This is a genomic window from Algoriphagus sp. TR-M9 (assembly GCF_027594545.1).
Classification (GTDB): Bacteria; Bacteroidota; Bacteroidia; order Cytophagales; family Cyclobacteriaceae; genus Algoriphagus; species Algoriphagus halophytocola.
Map to the genome: position 1 here is coordinate 3,122,461 of NZ_CP115160.1, position 26,639 is coordinate 3,149,099.

The 26,639-nt window shown below is 42.9% G+C and carries 23 protein-coding genes; 11 read left to right on the top strand and 12 right to left on the bottom strand.

What is annotated here, in order from left to right; genetic code table 11:
* Positions 1 to 154 precede the first annotated feature (154 nt).
* Complete coding sequence (locus PBT90_RS13070) at positions 155 to 1,300, bottom strand: cystathionine gamma-synthase (protein ID WP_270129647.1); 1,146 nt, start codon at positions 1,298 to 1,300, stop codon at positions 155 to 157.
* A 115-nt stretch (positions 1,301 to 1,415) separates the two neighbouring features.
* Here PBT90_RS13070 and PBT90_RS13075 point away from each other — a divergent pair, with 115 nt between their 5' ends.
* Positions 1,416 to 2,111 carry a TVP38/TMEM64 family protein gene (locus PBT90_RS13075; protein WP_270129648.1) on the top strand — a complete coding sequence of 232 codons (696 nt, stop codon included), beginning with the start codon at positions 1,416 to 1,418 and terminating at the stop codon, positions 2,109 to 2,111.
* A gap of 160 nt (positions 2,112 to 2,271) precedes the next feature.
* Here the strand turns inward: PBT90_RS13075 and PBT90_RS13080 are convergent, their stop codons facing one another.
* The 8 genes from PBT90_RS13080 to PBT90_RS13115 all read right to left on the bottom strand — a co-directional run bounded on the left by PBT90_RS13080 (position 2,272) and on the right by PBT90_RS13115 (position 13,091).
* A complete protein-coding gene (locus PBT90_RS13080; protein ID WP_270129649.1) occupies positions 2,272 to 2,820 on the bottom strand; it encodes a hypothetical protein in 549 nt (182 codons plus the stop codon).
* A gap of 88 nt (positions 2,821 to 2,908) precedes the next feature.
* Positions 2,909 to 3,253 carry a hypothetical protein gene (locus PBT90_RS13085; RefSeq protein WP_270129650.1) on the bottom strand — a complete coding sequence of 115 codons (345 nt, stop codon included), beginning with the start codon at positions 3,251 to 3,253 and terminating at the stop codon, positions 2,909 to 2,911.
* A gap of 150 nt (positions 3,254 to 3,403) precedes the next feature.
* Positions 3,404 to 3,883: a hypothetical protein gene (locus PBT90_RS13090; RefSeq protein WP_270129651.1), complete on the bottom strand. Its 480-nt coding sequence runs from the start codon at positions 3,881 to 3,883 to the stop codon at positions 3,404 to 3,406.
* Positions 3,884 to 4,007: 124 nt separating this feature from the next.
* Positions 4,008 to 4,625 (bottom strand): hypothetical protein, encoded by a 618-nt coding sequence (locus PBT90_RS13095; RefSeq protein WP_270129652.1) that lies wholly within the window; start codon positions 4,623 to 4,625, stop codon positions 4,008 to 4,010.
* A 416-nt stretch (positions 4,626 to 5,041) separates the two neighbouring features.
* Positions 5,042 to 5,851 (bottom strand): hypothetical protein, encoded by an 810-nt coding sequence (locus PBT90_RS13100; RefSeq protein WP_270129653.1) that lies wholly within the window; start codon positions 5,849 to 5,851, stop codon positions 5,042 to 5,044.
* Positions 5,852 to 6,018: 167 nt separating this feature from the next.
* Positions 6,019 to 6,792 (bottom strand): hypothetical protein, encoded by a 774-nt coding sequence (locus tag PBT90_RS13105; RefSeq protein ID WP_270129654.1) that lies wholly within the window; start codon positions 6,790 to 6,792, stop codon positions 6,019 to 6,021.
* Positions 6,793 to 6,939: 147 nt separating this feature from the next.
* Positions 6,940 to 11,961, bottom strand: coding sequence for a putative type IX secretion system sortase PorU2 (porU2, locus tag PBT90_RS13110; RefSeq protein ID WP_270129655.1), 5,022 nt, complete (start codon positions 11,959 to 11,961; stop codon positions 6,940 to 6,942).
* Positions 11,961 to 13,091 carry a putative type IX sorting system protein PorV2 gene (locus tag PBT90_RS13115; protein WP_396127641.1) on the bottom strand — a complete coding sequence of 377 codons (1,131 nt, stop codon included), beginning with the start codon at positions 13,089 to 13,091 and terminating at the stop codon, positions 11,961 to 11,963. Before PBT90_RS13115 ends, porU2 begins: the two co-directional genes overlap by 1 nt.
* Before the next feature lie 357 nt (positions 13,092 to 13,448).
* Between PBT90_RS13115 and PBT90_RS13120 the strand changes: the two genes are divergently transcribed.
* The 8 genes from PBT90_RS13120 (at position 13,449) to PBT90_RS13155 (ending at position 22,024) form a co-directional block, all read left to right on the top strand.
* A complete protein-coding gene (locus PBT90_RS13120) occupies positions 13,449 to 13,784 on the top strand; it encodes a PadR family transcriptional regulator (protein ID WP_264811042.1) in 336 nt (111 codons plus the stop codon).
* 132 nt (positions 13,785 to 13,916) lie between these two features.
* Entirely contained in the window at positions 13,917 to 15,899 is a 1,983-nt protein-coding gene (locus tag PBT90_RS13125) for a PspC domain-containing protein (protein ID WP_270129656.1), read from the top strand.
* A 64-nt stretch (positions 15,900 to 15,963) separates the two neighbouring features.
* On the top strand, positions 15,964 to 17,364 hold the full coding sequence (locus tag PBT90_RS13130) for an MBL fold metallo-hydrolase RNA specificity domain-containing protein (RefSeq protein ID WP_270129657.1): 1,401 nt from the start codon (positions 15,964 to 15,966) through the stop codon (positions 17,362 to 17,364).
* A gap of 123 nt (positions 17,365 to 17,487) precedes the next feature.
* Complete coding sequence (locus PBT90_RS13135) at positions 17,488 to 18,057, top strand: RNA polymerase sigma factor (protein ID WP_264811045.1); 570 nt, start codon at positions 17,488 to 17,490, stop codon at positions 18,055 to 18,057.
* Positions 18,050 to 18,880 (top strand): hypothetical protein, encoded by an 831-nt coding sequence (locus tag PBT90_RS13140; protein ID WP_270129658.1) that lies wholly within the window; start codon positions 18,050 to 18,052, stop codon positions 18,878 to 18,880. Before PBT90_RS13135 ends, PBT90_RS13140 begins: the two co-directional genes overlap by 8 nt.
* 133 nt (positions 18,881 to 19,013) lie before the next feature.
* The gene (locus PBT90_RS13145; protein ID WP_264811047.1) at positions 19,014 to 20,045 is read left to right on the top strand and encodes a PorT family protein; all 1,032 of its coding nucleotides are present in this window, start codon (positions 19,014 to 19,016) and stop codon (positions 20,043 to 20,045) included.
* 45 nt (positions 20,046 to 20,090) lie between these two features.
* Positions 20,091 to 20,888, top strand: coding sequence for a hypothetical protein (locus PBT90_RS13150; protein WP_270129659.1), 798 nt, complete (start codon positions 20,091 to 20,093; stop codon positions 20,886 to 20,888).
* 206 nt (positions 20,889 to 21,094) lie between these two features.
* Positions 21,095 to 22,024: a DUF4097 family beta strand repeat-containing protein gene (locus PBT90_RS13155; protein WP_270129660.1), complete on the top strand. Its 930-nt coding sequence runs from the start codon at positions 21,095 to 21,097 to the stop codon at positions 22,022 to 22,024.
* 145 nt (positions 22,025 to 22,169) lie between these two features.
* Here PBT90_RS13155 and PBT90_RS13160 read toward each other — a convergent pair whose 3' ends face one another.
* Together PBT90_RS13160 and PBT90_RS13165 are read right to left on the bottom strand one after the other, a co-directional pair.
* The gene (locus PBT90_RS13160; RefSeq protein WP_270129661.1) at positions 22,170 to 22,652 is read right to left on the bottom strand and encodes a hypothetical protein; all 483 of its coding nucleotides are present in this window, start codon (positions 22,650 to 22,652) and stop codon (positions 22,170 to 22,172) included.
* 9 nt (positions 22,653 to 22,661) lie between these two features.
* Entirely contained in the window at positions 22,662 to 23,765 is a 1,104-nt protein-coding gene (locus PBT90_RS13165; protein ID WP_270129662.1) for a ferredoxin--NADP reductase, read from the bottom strand.
* Between the two features lie 216 nt (positions 23,766 to 23,981).
* Here PBT90_RS13165 and purB point away from each other — a divergent pair, with 216 nt between their 5' ends.
* Together purB and PBT90_RS13175 are read left to right on the top strand one after the other, a co-directional pair.
* Positions 23,982 to 25,325: an adenylosuccinate lyase gene (gene purB, locus PBT90_RS13170; RefSeq protein WP_270129663.1), complete on the top strand. Its 1,344-nt coding sequence runs from the start codon at positions 23,982 to 23,984 to the stop codon at positions 25,323 to 25,325.
* 235 nt (positions 25,326 to 25,560) lie between these two features.
* Positions 25,561 to 25,698: a hypothetical protein gene (locus tag PBT90_RS13175; protein WP_270129664.1), complete on the top strand. Its 138-nt coding sequence runs from the start codon at positions 25,561 to 25,563 to the stop codon at positions 25,696 to 25,698.
* Positions 25,699 to 25,705: 7 nt separating this feature from the next.
* On the opposite strand, the gene ctlX is transcribed toward PBT90_RS13175, so the two are convergent.
* Positions 25,706 to 26,638 carry a citrulline utilization hydrolase CtlX gene (ctlX, locus tag PBT90_RS13180; protein ID WP_396127643.1) on the bottom strand — a complete coding sequence of 311 codons (933 nt, stop codon included), beginning with the start codon at positions 26,636 to 26,638 and terminating at the stop codon, positions 25,706 to 25,708.
* Between the last annotated feature and the right edge of the window lies 1 nt (position 26,639).

A 26,639-nucleotide genomic window follows, 5' to 3' on the forward strand; every position in this document is an offset into this window, starting at 1 on the left:
AAACTTAAGAATTGAGGCCACTTCAGCCTGTACCGCTCCTGCAGGTGTCTTCGGCTACTTATACTGAGCGCAGTCGTAGGATCGGTCTTATGGCCGGTTGAGCAGAGAATTATTGGTTACTGGCATCATTCTGAATATCCATGTAAAATAATCCTCAAATCTTCGAGAGTGCATTGGCCAGGTCATTCTTCAGATCCTCGGCATCTTCCACGCCTACACTCAGCCGGATGAGGGAATCCACCAGCCCCACTTTTTCCCGCTCCTCCTTCGGGATACTCGCATGTGTCATGGATGCTGGATGACCGCAGAGAGATTCCACTCCTCCGAGAGATTCTGCCAAAGCAAAAAGCCGGAAATTTCCCATCACCTTCACCGCATCTGATTCTTGATTCCCCACCAATGTAAAAGAAATCATCCCCCCGTAATCCCGCATCTGCTTTTTGGCGATGGCATGATTTGGGTGATCCTCAAATCCCGGCCAATAAACCTTTTCTACTTTGGGATGATTTTTCAGATAGGCCGCTATTGTCTTCCCATTTTGGGAATGGCGCTCCATGCGCAAATGTAAGGTTTTGATCCCTCTCAGTACCAAAAAACAATCCTGAGGCCCCGGAGTCGCACCAGAAGCATTTTGAATGAACACTAATTTTTCTGCCAATTCATCATCATTGACCACTAAGGCTCCCATGACTACATCTGAGTGCCCACCTAGATACTTGGTCACGGAGTGCATGACCAGATCAGCCCCTAGGTCCAAGGGGTTTTGCAGGTAGGGAGAAGCAAAAGTATTGTCCACAGCTACCATGATCTTCTTGCCCTTGCCCAACTTGGCGACGGCTGCGATATCGATGATATTCATCATGGGATTGGTGGGCGTCTCCACCCAGATCATCTTGGTTTTCTCGGTGATATGCGCTGCGATACTGGCCGGATCAGCCATTGGCACAAACTTAAATTTGATCCCAAATCGCTCATAGATTTTCGTAAAAAGCCGATAAGTCCCTCCGTACAAATCATTGGAACTGATGATCTCATCTCCGGGGTTGAAAAGTTTCAGTACCGCATCTATGGCCCCTAGACCTGAAGAAAAGCAAATCCCATGTTTCCCATTTTCCAACTCAGCCAGGCTGGACTGCAAGGCAGTACGGGTAGGATTATGTGTCCTGGAATATTCATACCCCTTATGATCTCCCGGTGACTGCTGCACATAGGTAGAGGTTTGGTAGATCGGGGTCATAATGGCTCCTGTGCTAGGATCAGGCTCTATTCCGGCATGTATGGCTTTGGTTCCAAATTTCATTTGATATTGGTTTAGCTTGTTAATGGCTTATTGTGATGAAAACTTTTTAGATTTTCGGGGTGATTTAAAGGGATGCGTATTAAACTTGCATTCTTAACTGTATGATGAATCAAATATGACAAAAAAGGGCAGGATATTCAAAACTATCCGCTCGTACTTTGGTAGGCATCCATCTGGCATCTTCGCTTGGCTTTGGGTGAGCATTATGCCTTTTATCGGCAGTACTATTTTTGCGGTAAATTATCAGGTATTAGGGGATGTCCGGATCGAATCGGCGTTGGACTTCCTGGCATACACCCTTATCGGCGCCTTACTGATGGGACTAGCGCTATTGCCCACCACTTTGATTGCATTAGCTTCTGGATTTTTCTTTGGCTGGATTTCCCTTCCCTTCTTGATTTTGGGATATTCACTGGCTTCTGTATTAGGCTACGGATTGGGAAAAATCACCAATATGGGACTGACCGAAAAACTATTCAGGAAAAACCCCAAGTTCAAGGCCGCACTAGAGTCCAGAAAAGAAAAAGAAGGTTCCTTGGTGTTTTTTGTACGAATATCTCCTGTGGTGCCTTTTGCAGTTTCCAACTTTCTCTTTGCCAATCTGAATATCAAACTTTGGAAAGTGCTGGTCTATGGAATTCCCGGCATGCTAACCCGCACGGTGATTGCTTTTGCGGCAGGAGTAGCAGCGAGCAGTTACATCGCCGCTAAGCAGTCCATGAACAGCCCCTTGCAGTGGGGAATCGGACTCGCCTTATTGGTAATAGGTCTGGGAGGGATTTATAGCTATGTAAAAAAATCGAGGAAGTGAACTAAGTCACCACTTAGATTGGCCTAACGGTCCGCGGCTAAGAAACGTGGGGCATTCGAAGCGTTTAACAGCAGACCTAAGATAAAAGTAAATACGAGAAATATACTTGCATTTTAGAATATCTGCCCCATGTTTTCTTAGGTGCTGTTAGGGCATGTTTTCATTTTCTGTACACGATTTCAAAACAACCATAGCAATCTTCAGTATTTGAATTCAAAGGAATTAAACTTTTATCTACTAAAAGCCATTCATTATTAAAATTGCATTGGTTGCAATCAAAACTTTCTATTATAAGTGTATCGTTTTTTAGCAGATAATTCCCTTCATAGTCTTTAAATCCACCAAGTCCTGACCTTCTTACTAGGTATTTGTCGTTTTCAAAAATTTTTATATTCCAAGATGACCTCTCTTCATTTAAATGAGCTTCAAGAATTACCCCTTGTTCCATTTTTTCGGGAAGAAATGGAATGGTTAAGAAACCCAGTAAAAGGAATGAGTTGTAGTAATTGAGAGGTTTTGGAATTTTTTTAAAGTTCAAGAAAAGATTTCCAATGATAACCATCAGAATTATAGGGTAGGTAATAATCCATAGGATTCCAAAATTTTTAAATCCGCTTTCGGAGCCAAAATAGCGGATCACCATATAAGTAAGTATTATTGAAAATACTATTCTGAAAATTATATAAATATGGTTTGGTGTTAATTTCATAATTTTTCCTGATAAATTAGGTAAAAGTAGTTGTAAATACCTTGTGCCTAATTTAGAGGGGTTTAGTTTGTGAATTTCTTTAAATTTTTCATTTTTTTAAGATACCCAGTCCTGCGACCAAACTTGGAATACAAAGGGGGATTGAACAATATAAAATAATTTTATTATCCAGTGTCAAGTAAATCGATATTGTTATTATTAGGATTCCTAAAATGGGCAATAGCAAATATTTTGGAGGCGTTCGTTTTTTTAAAACAAGAACTCCAATTAGAACTACATGTCCAATTAAAAGTCCATTTGCTATTAATCCAGTTGCCAACAATCCTGTTCTGATACTGTACGAAAAACTCACGATTGCTAAAAATATAATTAACCAAAGAACCCATGTATTCTTAAATAGAAATTCTTTAGTTTGTGTGAGTGTCGTATTCATTTCCTATATGCTTGTAGGTCTGTTTCTTTAAATGTGCCCTAACGATTTGGCTAGCGGTCAGGCCGGCCATGTTTGCGTTTTCTATTCGTGTTTCATTGTTAGAACTTAGAGCAAAAAGCAACCAAATTTCTTTTCAACTTAGGCTTGGCGCTAGCTTTTGTTGTGGGGCGTTTTCACACATTCAAATATATATTCATTACTAGGGGTCATACTGTAAATTATCAAATCCCCCTTTTTCCATTTTTCTTGATGTTGATCCATTTGCCAAACCTTGGTCCCATCTACTAGAGTAATTTTTCTGTTAAAAACATTTATTGATTCAATTTCAGAATGCCCAATTAGCTTAGTTTGATTAGATAAATCGTTTTTCATTTTCTTTATAGGCTTGTACGCAAAAAACCAAGCTATTAAAGAAATTAATATCATCAGTAGTCCAAGTCCAGCACATGGAATAATTATCTGACTAAACTTTAATCCTTTGTTGAAAATAAGAATTGTAGCTGAAAGTATGACCCCTCCGATAACCATGAGCGTTACTTCTTTCAGTTTCTTTGTTCGATAATCCTCAGCATGACTAATTTCTTGTTGAAGAATAGATATTTCTTCGTCTGTTAATTGAACTTCCTTCATTTAACTTTCTTTTCCGCTCTTACAATTTTAAATCCTAATGCCCAACAACGGCCCGGCTAAAAAGCGTTGCTGTCCCGAAGGGCAGCTATGATTTTTTAGCCATTGTTGGCGGTATGTGCTTTTTTTAATTTGTCCAATTTTCAATTTTACCGTTGTCTTCAACCCAGATTTCGATATAGATGTCTTCAGATATTGGCTTTCCCTTATCCAAGATGATGTCGAATTTCAAATCTTTTAAAGCTGTCGTCATTTTGTCAATACAAAAGTTTAATTCGTCTGGGTCGTAATATTCATCAATCTGTTCGTCAGATAGGGCCATTCTGACCTTTGAAACAACTCCTTTTTCATCAATTGTCACAAAATATGTTTCAGAACAGTCGAATTCATCGGGGTTTTTCCATTTAGCCTTTTTCAGCTTCTTAAATAGCAAGTCGGATATTTTACTCTTATCACGTCTATCGATTCTTTTCGGGTCGTCAACATAATTGTCAAAATCTTCTTCGTTTTTAACAAGTCCATTTTTAATAGTTAAAACTTTTTCTCTTTCAAATATTGTGTAGAAAACTCCGTCCCACCTTATGACTTCATCGTTCAATGGAAAATTTATGTATCCATCAAACCAGTCAATAAAAACTTTTCCATTTTTCAACTTTTCTCCAAAAATGGATTTCATTTTTTCATGGGATTGACTTTTATCTATTTTTCCATTTCTTAATTCGCCACAATTGATTATGTCAATCAAGAACAAACGGTTATTCTCAATCTGGTAGATTGCCTGATAACCCCGCCAGCAATTAAAAGATGCTCCGTCTCGAAACGTGAGTCCAAAAAGTTTTTCTGTTTCTGCTGAGTCTTGTCGTTGCAAATATTGCTCAAGAATTAGATTATAAGTGGCTATCGTGTCCTTTCCATAAATCACATAGTCGGGCATTTGTGGACTCGCAAAAACTCCTGTCGTCCACATGGTCAGAAGGCAAATTATAATATGTTTGATTGTCTCTTTCATTGCATTACCGCCAACGGTCTCGTATAACCGTCAGTTACGGGTTAATATGCGTTAATTTTCGGTTTATAACAGATCTTAGCAATTCCGAGAGGATTCGGACGTAGTCGAATCCTCCGTAATTGCGGTTATACATTGTTGGCAACTGGCTTTTTTTATTTAGTTCCATTTAAAAATCTTGTGTCGTTCATATTATATTCGTTATCAAAAGTTCCGATTTTTTTTAAATAATAATATCTTAATCTTTCCGAACAAGATTTATAATTGTCATATCCTGTCACAGAATATTTCAGCATTGTTATTGGTTTTAAGTCGTTTTTGTCAAACCTAAATCCTTTTCCAAAATATTCAATTTCGCCTTTTGGATAATCTTGATATTCATTAAAGACTTTGCTTATTAATAATCCTGCTACAATTTCATTTCCGTTTTCCGAGTAAAATAATGTGTCAATAATCGATTCTTTATACTCAACTTTTTCAGGTAAATCAATTGCCCAGTCTCTTTCGATTGTGTCGTTATAAGTTTTACCGTTAAAATATCTCAAAGCTAATTCTGCTGGTCTTTCAACTGTTTTAACTTTTAGTAAACTGTCAACTAATTTTTGAATTTTTATTTTATCAAGTTCATAAGTTTTCTGGTCGACTTTTAAATTATAAACAAATTCTTTTGGCGTTGTTGTTTCTGTTATTTTAAGAGAATACTCTTTTGTCAAATGAGTCATTGACATAACAGCAAGTGGACAACTTAAAACCAGAAGAAACCAAACACTTATTTTTCGAATGTGCTTTTTGAATGATAGAAAAATAAAAAGGATGGTTGACAGAAATAGAATTATTGAAGTAATAGTTAAAGTATCTATTATGTTGCCTAAAGCAGAACCACCTTGGTCATTTAGAATATGAAATATTGAAACTAATATTCCAATCATTAAAATTCCATATAAAATCTTGATTCCGTGTTTCATTTTTCAGCTTGTTGCCAACGGTCTAGTATATGAAAAGTAGGCGATTTCGAAGCACGAAACTTTCAGTTAAGCACAAAGTTTGATACGAGCCTAAGCCATTGAATTTACTACTACTTCGCCTATTTTTTATATATATTGTTACCTGCTGGCTTTATTTTTAGTCGATTTTATGGTTTCAAAAACTCTGTATTTCCATTTAGTTCTTCTTTTGTCCAAGTCAAATGGTTTTTAAGTTCATTGCCGCCAAATTGCTTTATTGTTATTGACTTCAATTCCGTAAATCTGAAATTCTTTGAAATTCTTGTGTTTTGAAGAAAATACCTTCCTTGATAAAATTCTCCAAATTCTTTTATTTGGTCTTCAAGCTCTTCTGATTCTGCCTTGACGACAAATGTTCTTGAGTCAGCAAATCCTGGTTTGCAGTTCAAAATAATTTCTCCGTTGTCCGATATTTCTGCATCAATAAATATGTTGTCGTAATAGTTTTGATTTTGTCTGTCAATAATTGCAAAAATGAAATTGCCAATAGAAAAAGCTGTTGCACCAATTTGGAAAATCCTTTTCTGTCCTAGGCTTTGTGTCAAATAGGTTATTGTAAGCGGAATAAGTGTCAAAAATGCAAGATATGGCAATAGTAAAACTGCTAATAAAACTGAATTTTTGAAATTAAATACCAAAAAATATCCTACTTCACTTGTCAGCATAATTGAGTATGTCAAAGCCGTTAAAAGTGTCAGAATGTAACCAAGTCGGATATTAGCTATAACTAATATTGTCGATAGAATGAAAGTCGGATAAAGTAACAAAATTGGTATTGTATTGTCTCCAATTCCATAGGCGAATGTTGTAACAGTAAATGAGAAAGAACTCAGAATTCCAACTATACTTGTTAGTATGATTGCAAGTTTAATTTTCTTTCTTGCTTTTGTCGTTTCTTTCATTCTGTGTCGTTCTTTTAGCTTGCAGGTAACTTATTTATTTACGCCACTTTATGGCGTTTATTCCTATGATTCGGGCAGATAAACGCCACAAATAGCAATATTCTATGGCGTTTATTTTCATCTCATCCATAACTCTGACCTGCCTTATCACCTCAGTAAATACATTTTCCCATACCCCTTCTTAAATGCCTTGTCACCTGTAGTAGGCCTATGCTCCATAAACTGCCCGTTTTGGCGAACCAACACCCGGTAGATATAAACGCCATTGGCGAGTTGGTCCCCAAATTCATCCTTTCCGTCCCAAGCATACTCGGTCAGGTTGTTACCGATTCGGATCGGTCCCAGCTCAGTCTGCAAAATCTCCCGGACTACCTTGCCCGTTACCGTCATAATCTGAATTTTGATTTCATCAGGCACTTCCATTCCCGTCACTGTAAAGACAAATCGCACACTGGTACTGAAAGGATTCGGATAAGGGTAGAAATTCGTGATCTGGGATTCGTTGATCACTTCAAATGTAATTTCATAAGGCTCCGTAGAGTCTTCATTGGCTATTCTTAAGGTATAAACCCCATCTTCCAATGGACCCGGAATCATAGAAACTTTAAAGTCCTCGTCCTCCGATGCAGGTGTCCAGGTGAGGTTTGGATCGGAAAAATTGATCCGTCTGAAGTCACAGGATTCACAGTTTTGCTTGAGGTATAAATCCAAGCCTACTGTGTCCTTTTTATAAAGCAGTGTCTGGTCATTTTTTAGCAATGCGGTGATCATCACATTGGGTGAAACTATATCTCCATCCATAATATATATCCCATCGAAATTTACATCCAGCAGGGCCGTAGACTGATCTCCCTCCACGAGGAAGTAAGACTCCAAGTCCACCTGGTTGTTCCTAAAAGTCTGCTCCCGTTGTATCCTAGGATTGGCAAAAATCTCCAGGCTATTCTCGCCCACTTTTCCCACAGAACCAAACTCAATCGTAAAATCAAAAGCCTCACCGGCCTTTAGGGCAGGAAATTTTTCAGAAAACTGCTCTACCTTATTGCTACTTTCGTTAGTCAAAGTCCAGTCTACCTGAATGGAGTCCAGGAAGTTGTACTTAGAAATATTCTTGAATTGCAGTTCCAAAATACCAGATTCACCCTCACGCAGGTTCACCTGAACTTGGGCTGATTTGAGCATCAAAACACCCTCTGGCACGCCGGTATAGTTCACCTGCCACTTGTCCAGCTGAGCCGGAGCCGTGGACTCAGGATCATCCATGCTGTACCTCAGTTTTAAGTACGGGTATACCGCTGTGCTGATAAAGGAAAGATCCATTTCCCGATCAAATGAATTTCCTATCAGCAAATCCTCTTCACCATTTTCTTTCACCCCTATAATGTCAAAATAGGTTTTCTCCTCCTCATTGATCCAGTTTCTTGAATTTACATTTTGGAAAAAACGCTCCCAACTAGACGCTGGCCCCACCCTAGGCGTCAGGATCATTCCGGAAGTGAGGTAACCATTCATTTCGGTATCAAAGGATAGTGTTTGCTGTGAGGCCGGTACTTCCATAGTTTTATCGCCCAGGATTTCTATAGCCTCCCCGGGTCGCATGCCTTTTCTACCATACAATATGTAAGGGTCACCTGTCTTCAGCGCCCTGAGGGTTGCTTCGCTGGCGCCAAACTCCTTTAGCTTTTCGTAAGCTATATCCGGCCAATCCTCAAAAGTCACATTGCCTACAGAAAAAATAACCACATAATCCCCCTCAGGCACATTATTCACATATTCCTGTAACATGGTTTGCCCTGGTGTGGTAATCCAAGAATTACGAATGCTCTGGATCATCTGAGGCACTCTCCCGCAGGCTCTGGAGTCCAAAATATCAAAACCCGGTACGGGAATCGCCAGGTAAGGCATCAAACTTTTTTGCTCAAAAGCCACCAAACCCAGGGAACCATTGGGGCAAAGCCTACTATTGGCATTGTTTACATTATCGATGATCTGAGGAATCTGATTGAGGTAAAACTGTGTATTTCGGAAAGAAAGGCTATCCACTCCAGCTCCCACTGTAAATACCTCCACCTGCGACTGAATATCTTCATACTTCCAGGTTCTGTCCGACTCCTTTATTTCCAAATTCCTCAGTTGATCATCATCTAGCTGATAAGTGGTTCGCTGGGTCCACCCTTCAGGCCCATCCGGGATGTAGGAAAAGGATGATTGAGTCCAGGCCTCGGACTCTCCAGGCTTGGCGTCCTGATACTTTGACCTCCAATAAAAGGTGGTGCTGTCCGAAAATGCCGTTAAAGAAAAGGGCATTTCCGCCAAACCGCGCGTAGTTACTCTCACCTCTTTTCTGTAGGCTGAGTTAAATCCTGCGGCACTGTCCAACTGGATGATTACAGTCCGGTCTTCGGATACCTTACCTGGCACCTGCGCGATCAAATTGATATTTTCCTCACTGACTATCCCATAGTCCAGGGGATATAGATTTAAGGTACCACTCAGGGGAACAAACTTCGAATAGGTTACTGAGTTGTTGGCAAAAGTCATCTCCTGCACCTCCATGCTTGGATTCAAGGTTACAGTGAAGGTGTTTTCCCCAGCTGAATTCCTGCCCGTATTCGGTATAGTAAAAAACAGAGAATCTATCCTCGCTACAAATGGGATTTTCACCGGATCAAATGTTTCTGTGGTGCCATCCGGCAATTTTCTACTCACTTGGTATTCAATAGAATCTGTATCTACCCTACCTATATTTCTAATGACAAAACTCAGTTTCAAACTATCAGAAAGCACTGAAACAGGCACCTCGTCAAAGCTATCCACTGCCACTTCCTCCACTTTTATAGCATAATCTGCTTTGTCCGCAGGAAATATCCTCAAGCCCGGATCACCGTAATTGATCATCTGCTCCATGTGCGAATAGGACAGTGGGCTTGTGCCATAATTTTCCACATAAGCCTGCTCCGCCTCACGCTTCACCTCGCCAAGTGTTCTGTAGATCAAGGTACTATCGCCGAATGCTTTTCTATAAAACATATCCGAATACCTGCGCAGATAGACATCCACTCCAATTGCCGAATTAGCCATCACAGATACTGCTCCTTTTTCGGGAGTAATCACCCAGTCTTCACCTTGGGTGTAGCTATTGCCGTAGGCGCTGCCATAGTCACAGCCATTAAATAACATGACCGGATACTTGCCCTTGTTTTGATAGTTCAAAGTAGGATCAGAGGCAAAACCTATCTCTATATCAATCACCGTAGGAGATCCGTGCCCAAAAAACGTAAGCATAGACCGGCCTTCATTCAAATCCCCAGTGATATCAATCACCTCTACGGTGGAATTGGAACGCTTTCTATAGGTTGTTACATTCCCTCCCAAAAAGGGGCTTTCGGCAATGGTTTTGAAGCCATTCATAAAGTTGAAATACCTTTCCAATTCAAACTCCGAAACTCCCCCACTCAGATGCACCAGTTCCTTTTGCCAGGAATCCGAAATCCCCACCGCATCCTTTTCTATGGCCTTATTGAGGTAATCCGATAGTTGTTGCGAATTCCGGGCAGGGATACGCCCCACGGCCATAGCGGGCACCAATGGCTTCTCCGAATCCAAACCTATCACAAATACATTGTCCGAAAATGGAAAACCACCTGCCGGCACCATCTCCTGAAAACTAAAAGCCTCAGGGTTATTTCTGTAAAAATAGTTGACCCCACCCTGCCTGGCGGTAGAGTAAGTGGCCAAAGCCCTTCCTGCAAGAAGTAAATGCGTTGGCTTGTGAATAGGATAGTAAGCCCGGAGAAATTCATATATGGCTACAGGAGACTTTTCCCCATAGGCAAATTGATTATAAATGTCCTCCATTCTTACAGTCAAGGTATCAAAGCCTCCACCAGCAGGAGAAGCCCTATGCTCGGCATAGGCCTTTAGAGGATTCTCAAATTGCTCGCTGGCCTGCTCCAAAGCCCGGTTTCCTACCAAGATGTAATTCGCCGCCTGTCCCAGGTAATCCCTGAACCGTACAGCTTCTAAGTTTTCTACCCTATGGATTGACTCCTCACTTTGCAGCCACACTTTGCTGCTGTCTGATGCCATAGCCCCACGAAAAGAAAGTACTTGCCCATCGGTAGCAAAGCTCACTTTTTCTACATTTCCCAAATCAGAAATCTCATATCCTACATAAGAAGAAGTAGCTTGGTTGAGCTGAATGCGTTGATTTCCGGGAGGGGAAAGCATCAGTTTCGATTCAAATTCCCCTGTGGGTAAGTTGGATTGATAGAGCAGTTTCAAATAAGCTATGGATACATTGTCCACAGATTCAGATCCAGCAGACTGCACGCCGATCACTATACTTCCATCAGCATTAAAATCGCTCATGGACAGGTCCAAAATCAGATGCGGGTACTCGTAGTTTGAAAACGAAGCTGTAGAAATCAACCGCTGGTTTCCTGCCGTAGGTCCGGCTAATATGCGGGTACTATGTGGATGAAATGACCTGCCGACCAGGCCAATTTCCAGTTTTGCGCCTCCAGAATTCGTCACTTCTCCCAGACCATCCAGCGTCACCTGCCGTGTATTCCCCTTACTGATCACGGCACTCATCCATCCTTGTCCTTGATCATATTTGGACAGGCGGAAGTCTAGGGCATACCCTATTCCTAAGGAGTATTGCTCCCCAAATACCTGAAGCTTTTCTGTGTAAAAAGTATTGATTACAGGCTGATTGGCCTCGGGAGCAGCTCTGGACGCCATGCGTTTTCCTAATCGTGAAGAATTTACCGTCAGGAAAAAAGCCGTGGTATCAGAAGTGGTATTATAGTAGGGGTTTGGCAACTCCTCGAAGTCCGTATAAAGTAAACGGTCCAAGGTGCCATCATTTCTCAGGCCATAAAACTCAATGTAATCTTCCCCATCTAAGGTACCATCGCTTTCTCCGGATATGTAAACCGCCACTTCCTTACCCCTATGGTAGAGGCTGATATTCCTCGGGTCAAGTGTGGAAAGATTCACTCCAGAACCTGCCAGCGCTTCCGCTGTCACCCGGTACACCCCGTCTTTGGCAGTGGGAATTTTGTAGTAAGTCTGCTCATAATTATACCAAGCTGCCTGCTGGGCATTGGTCAAGCCGGTAAAAACCAGAATTGTCAGCAACACATAAAGTAGATTTCGCATCATCAGTATTCCCAACTTTTAAATTTCCGAAACTCATCGTCTAGCTTTTCCAAACTCACTTTCACGCTGAACACATGGGAGTAAGGAGTTTCTGACACATTTCCTATATCCGAGAGCGCATAATCAATATGGAACTTCTGGCTCAGCAGCACCCCTACCCCCATGCTAGGCTGCATATTCAAACTCCTTTCGCCTTGAAAATCCTTGATGTATTGAAAATTGCTAATCCCTGCACGGATAAAAGCCACATTTTGAAAGCCTGCTTCCAAGCCAAATTTGGGATCAATGCTCATCAGTGAACTGCTGATCAGGGTATTTCTCTCCCCGTCAAAGGTCATATCCAAATCCAAAGCTGTCAACAAGGAAAACTGCTCCCCAAACTGAAATGCGTAAGAAATACTGGAAATAGCCCTTGGCAAGGTCAGTTCAACAGAATTTACAGGAATCTCATTGTCAGTCTGTGCATAGATTTCGCGCACCAGGTCTGCATTGTGTGACCAGGCATTAAAGGTCGTGGTAATGTCCCGGACCATCAGCCCAAGCGTCAGCCTATCCTTGATGTAAATCCCACCCACGTCCAGTCCGAACCCCCATGCCTGCGCAAATTTCCCCACATTTCTATGAATCACTTTGGCGTTAAGTCCTACTTTGAAATGGTCTGACAAGTCTCTGGCATAGCTCAGCAAAAGCGCGTAATCTGCCGCATTGAAAAACTGGATATTGTTATAATTCAAGGCTCCATTAGCATCGTAGAGAAAACGGGTATCCGGAATATCATCCACTCCAAAACGGATCAGAGAAACAGCTACTTGACTTTGGCCTTTGATCGGCATGGAAAAGCTGAGGTAGTCGTACTGCGCTACTCCTGCAAAATACTCCGAATGCATCAAGCTAAATTCATATTTATGCCCTATACCCATCAAAGCTGCTGGATTCCAATAGGCCGCTGTCACGTCACGCACAGCGGAGACTTGCGCGCCTCCCATTCCCAAAGCTCTGGCGCCTACCCCTATGTTCAGAAATTCATTGGAATACTTAGGAGTAAGATCCTGCGAAAAAACATAAGTATTACCTGAAGCCAGGAAAACCAGAAGAATGAAATAAAAAGTGTTTGTCGCTCTGTTTGAATTCACATTTCAAAATAAACCAAATATTCAGTCCTACGGTAAAACCATCACAAAATATTGACTTTGTCGCAAACACCTGTCCGCCTGCGTACAGAAAATTGTTCAAATATTTAACATTTCCGGGAAGCGCTGTACTTTGAGAAAAAGAGGGGGGATTTTTTTCTGGAAAAAACATAATTCACCTAACCTGCCTTAAAATCAAATTAACAGGCATTTTTTACCAAAGATCCTGAGGAACCGACTCTACATCGCAAGGAATTAGGTAATACAAGGTAGCTTGGAAAAGATTGGTATCATTTTTCTGAATATAGATCACAGCGGGAACAACCCATTCCCAAAAATTGAAATAAATCACCTGTACAAATGAATGTCGCCAACACACAGATTCAAATGCGCAAAGGACTCCTGGAGTTTTGCGTGTTGCATATCATCTCACGAGGTGAGGTTTACACTTCGGATCTGATCGAAGAGCTGACAGAAGCTCAAATGATCGTGGTAGAGGGCACGCTGTATCCCTTACTCAATCGCCTGAAGTCTGCCGCGTTGGTGGAATATCGCTGGGTAGAATCCGAATCGGGACCACCAAGAAAATATTACTCCATCACTGAGGAGGGTAAAGCTTTTCTGGAAGTGCTGGTCAGCACCTGGGATTCCCTGGTCAATTCCACCCATCTAATCACCTCAAAAATTTCATCATGAAACCCAGCGCTTACCAAACATCATACGGAATGAAGGATTTCCGTACTGCAAGATTCTCCCGAATCAAGCCTTCCTATAGATCAGGCAGGATCGGGACAGGCTATCTGACCTTTGAAAGAAAATAACACACCCATGAAAAAGACGATAAGCATCAACATCAGTGGAATTCTTTTCCACATCGAAGAAGACGGTTATGATACGCTGAGGAAATACCTGGATGCGATCAATCGCCATTTTTCTTCCTATAAAGACAATCAGGAAATCATTTCTGATATAGAAAACCGTATTGCGGAGATCTTTCTGAGCAACCTGAAAAACAACAAACAGGTCATCACTGCCGAAAATGTGGACAAACTCATTGAAAAAATGGGAACCATAGCAGACTTTGCTTCTGTAGAGGAAGAGAAAATCATAGCCGAAGAGGAGGAGCAAGCGCAAAGCAAAGAAGATTTCTATAAGTACGTCACCCCTCCTAACACAGAAAAAGGCGGCTATAAAAAGCTCGTACGCCTGGAAACCAAGAAAATACTAGGTGGAGTTTGCGCCGGCATCGCCAATTACTTTGCCATAGACCCACTATGGCCAAGGCTGATAGCCATCTTGTTGCTTTTCTCAGGAAACCTCCACTTCAACTTAGGCTTCCTGGACATTCTACCTTTTGATGACTTTAGACTAAACCTAAGTTTCGGCTTGTTTGCAGCCATTTCTTACATAGTCCTTTGGGTGATTTTACCGGTTTCCTATGAGGTCATTGAAGATAAAAACATCAAGAAACTGTACCGTAACCCTGACGATAAGGTCATCGGCGGAGTAGCCAGCGGGCTTGCTGCGTATTTCGGAATCGAGGTGCTGTATATTAGGCTTGCTTTGGTTTTGTTGATTCTGGCAGGTGGTTCAGGTTTCCTGATTTACCTGATCCTATGGATCATTACTCCGGTAGCTAGTTCTATTACAGAGAGAATCCGAATGAAAGGCGGGGAGATCACCCTGGACAATATAGACTCTACCATCAAGCAGAACATGAATCCCATCCCAGAAAAACCGGAATCCAAAACCCGGCAGATTCTGCTGACCCCTTTTCGCATCATCGGGCAGATCATAGAAGCCATAGGCAAAGCCTTAGGCCCAGTGGGACGACTCTTGCTTAACATCATCCGAGTGATATTCGGCCTATTCGTATTCTTCCTCGGATTAGCACTTACGATTGCCCCCATATTCAGCATGGCGGTGTACCTGGGCATCTTCTCCAACGACGACTACAGAGTACTTATGGATAATTTCCCAATAGAGTTATTTTCTAACCTGATCCCGATCTGGTTGGTGATAGGAGCATCTTTCCTATTGATCATTCCAGGAATCATTATCATCCTATTGGGACTGAGTGTGCTCATGCAAAAAAACCTGATCAATGGCAGGTTTGGATTGATAGCCCTGGGACTATGGTTACTCTGTGTAGGTATATGTGCTTTCCAGATCCCGAGAATCGTGGCTCAGTTCAAAGAAGAAAACTGGCATAAAACCGAGCAGACTATCCCTGTCACTTCAGGTACTATGATCCTGCGGACCAATCCGATCGGCGAAGAGTCCACTTTCAACAATGTTAATCTCAAATTGGAAGGTACCGCTGACAGCCTAGTAACGCTGAGAGAGGATTTCTTCTCCCGAGGCAGAACCAAAGCTGAAGCCATGAACAATGCTAAAATGATCACCTATAATTACAGCATTTTGGATTCCATGGTGACCTTTGAAGAGGGCTATGATATCAGCAGTCTGGATGTATTCCGGGACCAAAAGCTCAACCTGTATCTTGAGATTCCTTATGAGAAGCCATTTATTATGGAGCAGTCGCTTCTAGCAATCCTGAGAAACACCATTTATAGAAATGGCTATAGATCCAGTGATGTCTCTTCCAACAATGTCTGGGCATTCAACGAAAAAGGGCTGGTTTGCCTGACCTGTAGAGAGGAAATAGACATGGACGAAGCAGAAGAGGAGGAGGACGCTGAATCTTACGAGGTGGATGAGGTTACCCGAGAGGAACTCGACAGCATCAGCAGGGCAAAATACGAGCTCAGCAAAATCAAAGTAGACAGTTCCCAAGTGACCCTGGACTAAATCACCGAGGCATCCAAATGGATGCCTCTTTTTTTGTATCTTTTGCTGTTAACATAAAGTAGCAATGGACGTAACCGTAAAGTTTCTTGGTGCCGCGGGTACCGTGACTGGCTCCAGGTATTTAGTGGATCTAGGAGATTTTGAATTTCTAGTGGATTGTGGACTCTTTCAGGGCAAAAGAGAATTGAGAAGGAGAAACTGGGACAAATTCCCCATGCCTCCTACCGACATGGAGGCCATCATTCTCACCCACGCGCACATGGATCATATCGGCTCCTTGCCCAAACTCGTGAAAGATGGATTTTCAGGGCCGATTTATTGCACACCTGCTACTGCGGAGCTTGCGAAGGTACTTTTACTAGACTCTGGTAAATTGCAAGAAGAAGAAGCTGAATATGCTCGCAAAAAAGGGTATTCAAGGCATGAGAACCCAGAGCCCTTATACACGGTAGAAGATGCCGAGGCTGTTTTCCCGCTTTTTGCACCGCAGAATTTCAAAAAACCATTTGAAATCCACCCCTCAGTCAAAGTTACGTACTACCATGCAGGTCATATTCTGGGCGCCGCCTCTGTCAAAATCCAAATCCTAGGAGACTCCCAGTCCAAAAACCTGGTGTTTTCGGGAGATCTGGGCAGGTATCATGACCCCATCTTATTTCCCCCTACCTTGATTCCTGAAGCAGACGCCGTGTGGATAGAATCCACCTACGGGGATAGGATCTCCAAGCCCGTCAAAGCCGAGGAAGAACTAGCCAATGCCATCAATGAGATATTTGAAAAGGATGGGGTAGCCATCATACCAGCTTTTGCCGTAGGCCGTACGCAGCTTGTGATGTACTATTTGTACCAGTTGCTGCGCAAAGGAAAAATCCCATCCGTACCCATCTACTTGGATTCACCCATGGCGATCAATGTCTCCAAGCTCTACAAGGATTTTCATCAGGACCACCAGCTCATAGCCGTACTTGACGAAAAGGATCAGCACCCATTTCAGCATGCTCAGCTTCATTATTATAGAAAACAGGAGCAGTCCCGTACGCTCAATGAACTCAAAGGAAAGGCAATCATCATTTCAGCGAGTGGAATGGCCACGGGAGGCAGGGTACTTCACCATCTTTTTCATCACTTGCCACATGAGAAAAACGGGGTGATTTTCGTGGGGTATCAAGCCGAGGGCACACGCGGAAGAAGACTGGTAGACGGAGAGCCTGAAGTAAGGATCTTCGGTTTGGAAGTCCCGGTGAAGGCAAAAATCTACAGCATAGAAGGACTTTCGGCCCATGCGGATCAGGATGAACTGATGGAATGGGCAGAGGGCTTCAGCGAAAAACCAAAGCTGGCTTTTATAGTACATGGGGAGCCGGATAGCGCCGAACTACTGGCAAACAAGCTATCGAATGAACTGGGCTGGAATACCATAATCCCGAATTACCTGGAATCAGTCCTACTTTTCAAAAACATTTAGAGAGATTAACCCCTTCTTTTTTAACCATTTATAAGGTTACGTAGAAAAAAATTAACTTTTTTTCACTGGACTAAGCAACCATTTCTCCCTAAGGGACATCTACCTAATTGAAAGCTAAAAGTAATGTTCAGCAGAACCAATTTTTCTACAGAATCAGGATTGATCAAAGGTTGCCTCAAAGGCGACAGGATGGCGCAGCGCCATCTGTATGATTCCTACTCCGGGAAATTTCTGGCCATCTGCATCCGGTACCTCAAAGACCGGGAACATGCCGAAGATGTGATGCTAGAAGGCTTCATGAAAATCTTTGAAAAACTGCCTCAATACCAAGCAAAGGGCAGTTTCGAAGGATGGATGAAGCGCATCATGGTCACTCAGGCTTTGATGACATTGAGAAGCAATCGTCATCTCATGATGGAGGTCAATATGGAAAGCGGTTCTGAATACCAGGATCAAAACTATGAGCTCAATCACATGGAAACCGCAGATTTGATGCAAATGGTGGAAAGTCTCCCGGTAGGTTACCGGACAGTTTTCAACCTGTACGCCATCGAAGGTTTCTCCCACCAGGAAATAGCAAATCTCCTGGGTATAACAGAAAGTACCTCAAAGTCCCAGCTGAATCGAGCTAGAAAGACTTTGAAGGAAAAAATCGCCAGTCAAAACCCAATAAAAAGGAAAATCAATGGCTAAGAACTCAAATAATCTCGACAAGTTTTTCAAGGAAAGACTAGAAGACCATACAGTAGCACCGAGCCATTTGGCTTGGGAAAGACTAGAAGCAAAACTTCCACAAAAATCAAATTCCAACCTGGGAATCTGGTGGGCAGCAGCTGCTTCCTTGACCATTATTCTCACAGCCGGATACTTTCTGATGAAAGAAACTGAGTCAGAAAACACCGAGCCACTATTGGCAGAGAACAAAACAGAGACGGTAACAGAACAACCAAAAACCAGCACCGACACTCCGACTGTAAGCGATACCACAGACTTAATCGAAAGCACAGAAAACACTACTGAAGAAAAACCACAAACAACAGAAAATCAGCAGGCTACACCGAACACCAATACTAAACCAACTATCCCTGCCCAACAGGAAACCGAAAAGCCTGCTGATTCTTCTGCCAGCTTTGACCCAGTGGATCCAGCCAGCACTCACCTGGTGGCTATGGAAGAGGAAAAGCCCAAAGCTGAACTCATCCCTCAGGTAGAAATAAGCACTCCGGAGATTGAGCCTTTGGAAGTTATCATTCCTCAATCACCAGAACTATCTCTGGAAAACAGCCTGGCAGATGCTACGCCAGAGGAAGAAGAGCCAGCTTACCGAGTGAAAATCTATTCCTCTGGACTAAAAGAAGAACCAAAAGATAAAAACCTAATTGCCGGGATAGGTAAAACAGTGAACGAAGTAGAAGGATTGCTCAACAAAGTAGATCAGGGATTTGCAGACCTGCAGGATGCAAAAAACAATCTCTTTGCCACCATTACTTCTAAAAAATCCCGGTCAGAAGAATAACCACCACTCTTGAAAAAAAACGGTCACTTGAAATCTAGCCTATCTGAGACCAGGCCTGTCGAAAACGACACACTGGAATGATATAAAGCCATGCGAGATTCAATCTGACCCTAAAAAATCAAATTACAAAAAGATGAAAAAATACCTTCTATTATTTTGCCTGATGGCCCTAGTACAGGCAAGCTTTGCGGCTAGCTGGCCATCCACAGACCCAGTCACTCCTAGCGATAGCGTGGTGGTAGAATTTGGGAAATCCGGTCGAATCGTCATCCTGGTAGAGAGCAAAGAAGACTTTGAAAAGCTCAAACTGATGAATATCAATCAAATCATCCGGGAATTAGATCTCGAAGAAGATGATGAATCAGGAGAAATAACCATAGTAGAAATCAAGAAAAAAGACGGTACCTCTAAGCAAGTAGTCAAAGTAACCGAAGACGGAGCTGAGACAGAAGTTTATATAGGCGGAATGCGACTGCTGGTGGACGAAACCGGTTCCAGTACCAAGGTGCGCCTGGAGCCTGGCCTCAGGAGAAAGCAAGACCCTCCGTTCAGAACCTATTTCAACCTGGACCTAGGTGTGAATAACTACCTGGAAGACGGTAACTTCCCTACCTCAGATAAACCATACTCCGTCAAAGGATGGGGAAGCTGGAATGTAGGCATCAATTGGATGGCTGCACAGCGCATCTCCAAAGGATTCTATTGGGATTTCGGACTCGGATTTCAGTTTTACAATTTCAAGTTTGAAAACAGAGACTACCAGGCAGTACGTGGGGATGACCAGGTAGCGTTTATCCAAAGAAACGATGTGGATGGTTTCAAAAGTAAAATCTCCGCCTCTTACATTACGGCTATGACCATGCTGGAACTGGATTTTGGTAAGATGAATGACAATGGACGCCGTGGACTCAGAGTAGCTGCCGGACCCTATGTAGGTTATAGATTAGGTGGTCAATCAAAGTATGTCTATCGTGAGCTGGGCGGATCCGGACGTCGCAAGGACAAGCAAGACACCGGACTTTACCTGAATAATCTTCGGTACGGAATCAGAGGAGAAATAGGCGTAGGGAGGATAAACTTCTTCACCACCTACGATCTGAACACCCTGTTCCAAGAAGGCAAAGGTCCAGAGCTTAACCCGATTACTTTCGGAATAGTATTTTAAAAACTAACGGGGAGTCCCCTCCCCTTCACACCTTTTTTAGAAAAAATGAAAACTACCATACTACCGCTAATAATTTTCTTTTTGGTCATAGGCAAAGCTTTTGCCCAAGAACCAGACACCGTCATCTACACCAAAACTAAGGTCATCAAGGTTTTTGGAAACACTTGGTCATACAAGCAAAAGGAGGATGGCAAGTGGATCCTTGACATCGAAGAAAACGACGAGGTGAAAGTAGATGAAATCCACAAAAGAAGTCGCTTCCACATGGATTTGGATACAGAACTGGGTATCAACCTGGTGAATCCTACCGACCAAATGCCCACCGTAAAACCATGGGGATCCTGGTACTATGCCATCAACTTATTAGGTACTACCAAAGTCTCTAAAAACTTCCACATTCTCTCCAGTTTGGGCGTAAACTGGTACAATTTCAAGCTAGAAGACAGAAGCCTGATCGCCATCAAAACTCCCGAGGGCATAGAATGGGAAGAATTTCCAGGTCCTGGCACAGGTACTAAATCCAAGATCTCGGCATCTTATCTGAATTTCACGCTGGTTCCTACCCTCCTTTCCAACAATAATAAACTTCGATTAGGACTAGGTGGATATGCCGGAGTGAGAATAGGCGGACGCGGCAAGTTTGTCTATGATGATGAGAATGGAAAAAAACAAAAACTCTTCGAAAAGTCTAACATGTACGTTGACAACTTTCGCTATGGTGCCAGAGCAGAATTCGGTGTGGGTGAGGTGACCCTCTTTTTCAATTACGATTTAAACAACCTTTTCCAACCAGATCTTGGACCTGAAGTACAGGCCATGAGCTTTGGTGTAACCTTACGATAATTAATAGAGCATGACTCAATAAGCCGCATACTGGCATGAAATTAATTTCTGCGAGATTCTCCCGAAACAAGTTCGGGAGAGGCTATTTAACCATTAAAAAACAATTATAAACACATGAAATCGAGCATGTCGTAAGCGACACACAGAGGGATGATTATCAACCATGCGAGATTCCATCTGACCTTTTAAAAACAAATTACAAACAGATGAAACAATTCTTCAAATTTTCGACTTTGGCAATAGCCATGACACTGATTTGCCTGGGTGCCTATGCTCAGGAGGTAATAGTAGACACGCAGAAATCCTATTCCAACATAAGCGCGATCGAAGTTAGCGGTGGCTGGCTGGATGTATCGTATACAGGTGGTAGCAGCTCTGAGGTCAATGTAGATGCCTACTTAGAATCCAACGATGAAGAGCAGGATATAATCTTTGTCACGGTGGGTGATGTACTGAAAATCTCATACGAACGCAGCAGCAGAAACTCTTCCTGGGGAAACAACCGCAACAAGGGATACATCAAAATCACCGGCCCAAAAGAAATTGCGCTTAGCCTTAAAAACTCATCAGGAACAGTGGACGTGGACGGTGTGAGCAATGAAGAAACCAATCTACGCGTATCCTCCGGCAAAGTAAACGCTCAGAACATTATGGGAGACCTGAGAGTAAAAGCCAGTTCTGGTTCCCTGAACCTAAACAACATCTCCGGAGATGTCATAGCTGGAGTCACTTCTGGCAATGCCAATATCAGCAATGTCAATGGCAACCTGGATTACGAGTCCACCAGTGGCTCACTAGACGCAGATAGCATTGACGGGGAGCTCAGCGTATCCCTTACTTCTGGCAATGCCAAACTGAGCAACATTGGCTCCCTGGGCAGACTAAAGTTCACCTCGGGTAATATCCGGGCCAGCAATGCCGGACTTAGCGGAAACACCGAATTCAACGGAACTTCAGGAAACTTTAAAATCCAGACAGATTCAGACCTCAAAGCCTTCAATTTTTCCCTTCGGGCCTCATCTGGAAACCTAAAAGTGGGGGGAATCAATACGGGAAGGAATCTAGAAATCGACAATGGCGCAGCTGACTGGGTGAAAGGCTCCATCTCCTCAGGAAACATTACTATAGACAACTAATTAGCCATAATAACTGAAAAGACCAGCGCTGAAAGTGCTGGTTTTTTTATGCCCTATTATTAACCCGGATTTTGTGTGCGTATTTGGTGATGCGGGCAGTAATCACTGGTGCTGTGGCCTAGAATGGCTAATGCATAATTTGGGTTTAAGGACGGGATGCCAGTTCTACCAATTCTTTCTCCTCATCACTGATCTTAAGTAGTTTTTGAATACGGAGCGGACTGGGTTTTCCCAAGGAGAAAAACAAGAGCGCAACAGCAAAAATCAAGTTGAAAATAGCAGATCCAAAAAACAATAAGCCTAGCGCACTAAGCATTGAGACCAGAAAAAGAAGAAAATACCGTTCTTTCACAGCCCGGGAGAATGCCTGCATTTTCAGAATAAAATCGGGAGCCTGCTGACTGCCCTTGATCCGCTTTCTAAATAAGAGAAATTGACTGACCAAAAGTCCTATACCCGCTCCCCAGAGCAATTCTTCTACAAAATCGGGCAAGTCTGGAAGATTCCAGTTTTGCTCACCGGAACTTTGGTACAGATAGATCATACCATAAACTGGCAATGCGACCACCATCAGAATAGTGATCAGCAGCTCATAGCTTTTGATCAATTTTCGTAGTTCTCCCTCCACTTATCCAGCTTATTCTATGGTGACTTTCACATCATCAGTCAGTGGCCGGGACACACAGCAAAGTACATAACCTGCTTCCTTCTCATTGGGACTTAGGCCTGCATCTTCGTCCATTTTCACCTCACCACTCAGCAGTTTACCTCTACATGCGGTACAAAGTCCACTTTGGCAGCTGTAAGGCATATTTAAGTCCTGCGCCAGTCCGGCTTCTAATATGGTCTTGTCCGGCGTGACTGTCACTGCATGCTCCTCTCCTTCCAATACTACCGTAATATCCCGAGTCAAAATACCTCCAGTTTGACCATGTGTAGCAGCCTCATGCGCTTGATCTGCCGCTGCAGAATAAAAACTTTCACGGTGAACCTGCCCAGATGGCACGCCAAGCTCCTGAAGCACCTCTTCGAAATTATCCATGATTCCCTCGGGTCCACAGGCAAAGTATTCCTTTTGGAAAGAAGCATCAGATTCGGCACTTTGAGCAAACTCACGTAACTTTTCTTTACTCAGGCGGCCCCTCATTCCGGTCCAGGATTCAGCTGGTTGGCTCAGATTATGAATCACTTCAAGTCTAGCAGGATTCTTTTCCACCAGGGCATCCAATTGCTTCTTGAAGATGATCTGCTCTTCGTTTCTACTACAATACAAAAGCGTAACCTTGGACTTAGGCTCATTGACCAAAACTGACTTTAAGATCCCCATGATGGGGGTAATTCCAGATCCTGCTGCGACCAGGAAAAAGTGCTTTTGGTTTTGGGAATGAAAATCAGTGGTGAAGTTTCCCAGTGGCTTCAACACATTGATGGTTTTGCCTGGAAATACTTTTTCGTTCAGAAAATTGGAAAACAAACCCTCAGAAACCCGCTTGACGGATATTCCCGGAAATGGATCTACAAAAGGCGAAGTGCAAAGACTGTAAGATCTGCGCTGCTCCTTGCCTTCAAAATCCATCACCAAAGTCAAAAACTGCCCCGGTTTGTATTCTAAAAATGGCTCTGGCTGTTCAAAATAAATGGTGACCGTATCCGATGTTTCCTTGACTACCTCTCTCACTTTCAGCGGCAAGTAAGTATTTGACTTGGCCGCCGGTTTCTTTTTCTTGAATAAATTGAACATTCCTGATCTAAGCGTTTATCTGATTTTCGACTGCAAAATTAACCCCCAAAGTGAATTTATCAGGGTTGCTGTCAAATATTTCAAGGGATAACCGAGATAATGCCCGAGAGGTTCAGCTATTTTTCAGCTTAATCCGGTTTTTAATCTGATTCACACAGGAGTATTGGCTCCAAAAAATTAACTTTGCACCTTCCTTTTAACCAACGATTCAAAGTAATGGAATTAAATGCACTGACTGCGGTCACCTCTGTAGATGGACGCTACGCCGGCAAAACGGCACCTTTGAGAGCTTATTTTTCAGAATTTGCCCTGATCAAGTACCGGGTACATGTGGAAGTGGAGTATTTTATCGCGCTTTGCGAGCTGCCTTTACCACAGTTGGCGGATTTTGACCCCGCGCTGTTCACCGAGCTCAGAGGCATTGTCTCCAACTTTTCCCTAGAAGATGCTCATACGATCAAGGAAACCGAGAAAATCACCAATCATGACGTGAAAGCGGTAGAGTATTTTCTCAAAGAAAAATTCGATGGTTTGGGACTGGAGAAATACAAGGAATTCATACACTTTGGCCTGACTTCTCAGGACATCAATAACACGGCCACGCCACTGATGCTTAAAGAAGGCTTAGAGCAAGTGATTTTGCCTCAGCTGGATCAGGTAATCAGCAAACTAAAGACCCTAGCCATAGAATGGAAAGCTATTCCTATGCTTGCCAAAACGCATGGACAGCCGGCCTCTCCTACCCGACTCGGTAAAGAACTGGAAGTATTTATTGTGCGCCTGCAAAAGCAAGTGGAGCTGCTAAACCATGTGCCATATTCGGCCAAATTTGGCGGAGCCACAGGGAATATGAATGCCCATCAGGTCGCCTATCCTTCCTTTGCCTGGAATGAGTTTGCATTCAAATTCGTCAGTGAATACCTAGGTTTAGAGCGCAGCTATCCCACCACACAAATCGAGCATTACGACAACCTAGCGGCTACTTTTGACAGCCTAAAACGCATCAACACCATTCTCTTGGATCTGGCAAAGGATGTATGGCAATACGTGGCTATGAACTATTTCAAGCAAAAGATCAAAGCCGGAGAGATAGGTTCCTCAGCCATGCCGCACAAGGTCAACCCCATTGATTTTGAAAATGCGGAAGGGAATCTAGGCATTGCCAATGCGCTTCTGGAACACCTGGCTGCCAAGCTTCCGATTAGTCGACTGCAGCGGGATCTGACGGACAGCACTGTTTTGAGAATTATAGGTGTGCCACTGGGGCATATGCAGATTTCCTTCGAATCTCTCCTGAAAGGCCTAGGTAAACTGGAATTAAACCAAGCTGCTATACAAGCGGATCTGGAGGATAACTGGGCAGTAGTAGCAGAAGCAATCCAGACCGTATTGAGAAGAGAAGGCTTCCCGAAACCTTACGAAGCCCTGAAAGACCTGACCAGAACCAACACCAAAATCACGGAACAGTCAATTTCAGAATTCATCTCTAACCTGCCTATTTCAGATGAGCTGAAAAAAGAGCTGAGCCTAATCTCACCCTTTAATTATACCGGAATCTGACCCGAAAAGAATCCCGATTTTTTTGAAATTTAAAGAAGCCGGAACTTAAGTGTTTCGGCTTTTTTTATCTGCCAAAAACCCTATTTCAACTGTAGGCTAAAACCAAGACAATCAACTTTTTACCGGAAACAGATTACATTCTCGACAAAAAGCCCTAAATTATTTTCATAAAGTTTAAAATGTATTTTATAACTAAAAATCCGTTTTATAAACCTGAAACTTAACTTTAGAAATCATGGCCAGAAAAAAACTAGTAGACCCCAGCATCAACGAATCTTCAAACACTACCCAGGAGGACACTCAAGCTCTAAAGGTCAATTTGACTTCGCCAGAGTTAGTGCGTAAAAAAAGAGTAGATCCCTCTGACTCTTAAGTAAGCCTCAGTTCTTCTTTGGCAGGAACAATTCGGCCATCATGCACCTAGCACTTCCTCCCCCCAGTTTTTCAATGGTGGGAATGGAAGGACTGATGATTGTTGTGTATTTTTCTATCAACTGAATCTGCCCTACATTCAGGCTATCAAGGGCAGTCTGGGACATAACAGTGAATTTCTCTCCCCCATCATTGCTGACTTCAAGCATATTGCCTGCAAAATTAAACTTTTGTTTTCCCGTGATCGGAATCACCTTTTTGCCGGTTTGGGTCAGACTCCGCTGTACACTTTGTTTTTCAGAAGCTTTGGGGATTGCATCCAGGCAAACTACCGCCAAATCCGTCCCAATATGCATCATAACATTAGTATGATAAATGGGTGCCAGCTCACCCTTGACTTCCTGTACCGCATGAAAGCCCACCACGCTATACCCCAAAATCTCCCCTACATAGCGCAAAGGAATAGGATGAGTGCGATCAGAATAAGAAGCAAATATCGTTTTGCTCTCATGATCCATCACCATGCTTCCAGTTCCCTCGAGAAACTGCGCATCCTTTTCAAAAAAACTAATGTCCAATATCTCACTGACCTGATAGCCTTTTTTCATTAAGCGCTCAATCAGATCCTTTCGCCTTTCCGGCCTTCTATTTGGAGAATACATGGGATAGAGTAGCATCTTCCCATCCGAATGCGTGCTGATCCAGTTATTTGGGAAAAGCGCATCAGGTTTCACAGGCTTGGCAGTATCCTCCACCACCTCCACATTCACGCGCTGATCCCTGAGCATGGCCACAAATGCATCAAACTCCTGCATCGCTAGTTTTTGGATTTCCTCAGAACTCCTGGCATCACTTTTCTGATAAAAATTATCCATAGCAGTCTCCGGATTAAACCCAAAGTTGGATGGGCGAACCATCATGATGTGAGGAGTAGTCTGCATA

Coding starts and splice junctions, on each gene's coding strand:
- PBT90_RS13070 (WP_270129647.1), bottom strand. CDS start 1,300: ATGAAATTTGGAACCAAAGCCATACATGCCGGAATAGAGCCTGATCCT.
- PBT90_RS13075 (WP_270129648.1), top strand. CDS start 1,416: ATGACAAAAAAGGGCAGGATATTCAAAACTATCCGCTCGTACTTTGGT.
- PBT90_RS13080 (WP_270129649.1), bottom strand. CDS start 2,820: ATGAAATTAACACCAAACCATATTTATATAATTTTCAGAATAGTATTT.
- PBT90_RS13085 (WP_270129650.1), bottom strand. CDS start 3,253: ATGAATACGACACTCACACAAACTAAAGAATTTCTATTTAAGAATACA.
- PBT90_RS13090 (WP_270129651.1), bottom strand. CDS start 3,883: ATGAAGGAAGTTCAATTAACAGACGAAGAAATATCTATTCTTCAACAA.
- PBT90_RS13100 (WP_270129653.1), bottom strand. CDS start 5,851: ATGAAACACGGAATCAAGATTTTATATGGAATTTTAATGATTGGAATA.
- PBT90_RS13105 (WP_270129654.1), bottom strand. CDS start 6,792: ATGAAAGAAACGACAAAAGCAAGAAAGAAAATTAAACTTGCAATCATA.
- porU2 (WP_270129655.1), bottom strand. CDS start 11,961: ATGATGCGAAATCTACTTTATGTGTTGCTGACAATTCTGGTTTTTACC.
- PBT90_RS13120 (WP_264811042.1), top strand. CDS start 13,449: ATGAATGTCGCCAACACACAGATTCAAATGCGCAAAGGACTCCTGGAG.
- PBT90_RS13125 (WP_270129656.1), top strand. CDS start 13,917: ATGAAAAAGACGATAAGCATCAACATCAGTGGAATTCTTTTCCACATC.
- PBT90_RS13130 (WP_270129657.1), top strand. CDS start 15,964: ATGGACGTAACCGTAAAGTTTCTTGGTGCCGCGGGTACCGTGACTGGC.
- PBT90_RS13135 (WP_264811045.1), top strand. CDS start 17,488: ATGTTCAGCAGAACCAATTTTTCTACAGAATCAGGATTGATCAAAGGT.
- PBT90_RS13140 (WP_270129658.1), top strand. CDS start 18,050: ATGGCTAAGAACTCAAATAATCTCGACAAGTTTTTCAAGGAAAGACTA.
- PBT90_RS13145 (WP_264811047.1), top strand. CDS start 19,014: ATGAAAAAATACCTTCTATTATTTTGCCTGATGGCCCTAGTACAGGCA.
- PBT90_RS13150 (WP_270129659.1), top strand. CDS start 20,091: ATGAAAACTACCATACTACCGCTAATAATTTTCTTTTTGGTCATAGGC.
- PBT90_RS13155 (WP_270129660.1), top strand. CDS start 21,095: ATGAAACAATTCTTCAAATTTTCGACTTTGGCAATAGCCATGACACTG.
- PBT90_RS13165 (WP_270129662.1), bottom strand. CDS start 23,765: ATGTTCAATTTATTCAAGAAAAAGAAACCGGCGGCCAAGTCAAATACT.
- purB (WP_270129663.1), top strand. CDS start 23,982: ATGGAATTAAATGCACTGACTGCGGTCACCTCTGTAGATGGACGCTAC.
- PBT90_RS13175 (WP_270129664.1), top strand. CDS start 25,561: ATGGCCAGAAAAAAACTAGTAGACCCCAGCATCAACGAATCTTCAAAC.
- ctlX (WP_396127643.1), bottom strand. CDS start 26,638: ATGCAGACTACTCCTCACATCATGATGGTTCGCCCATCCAACTTTGGG.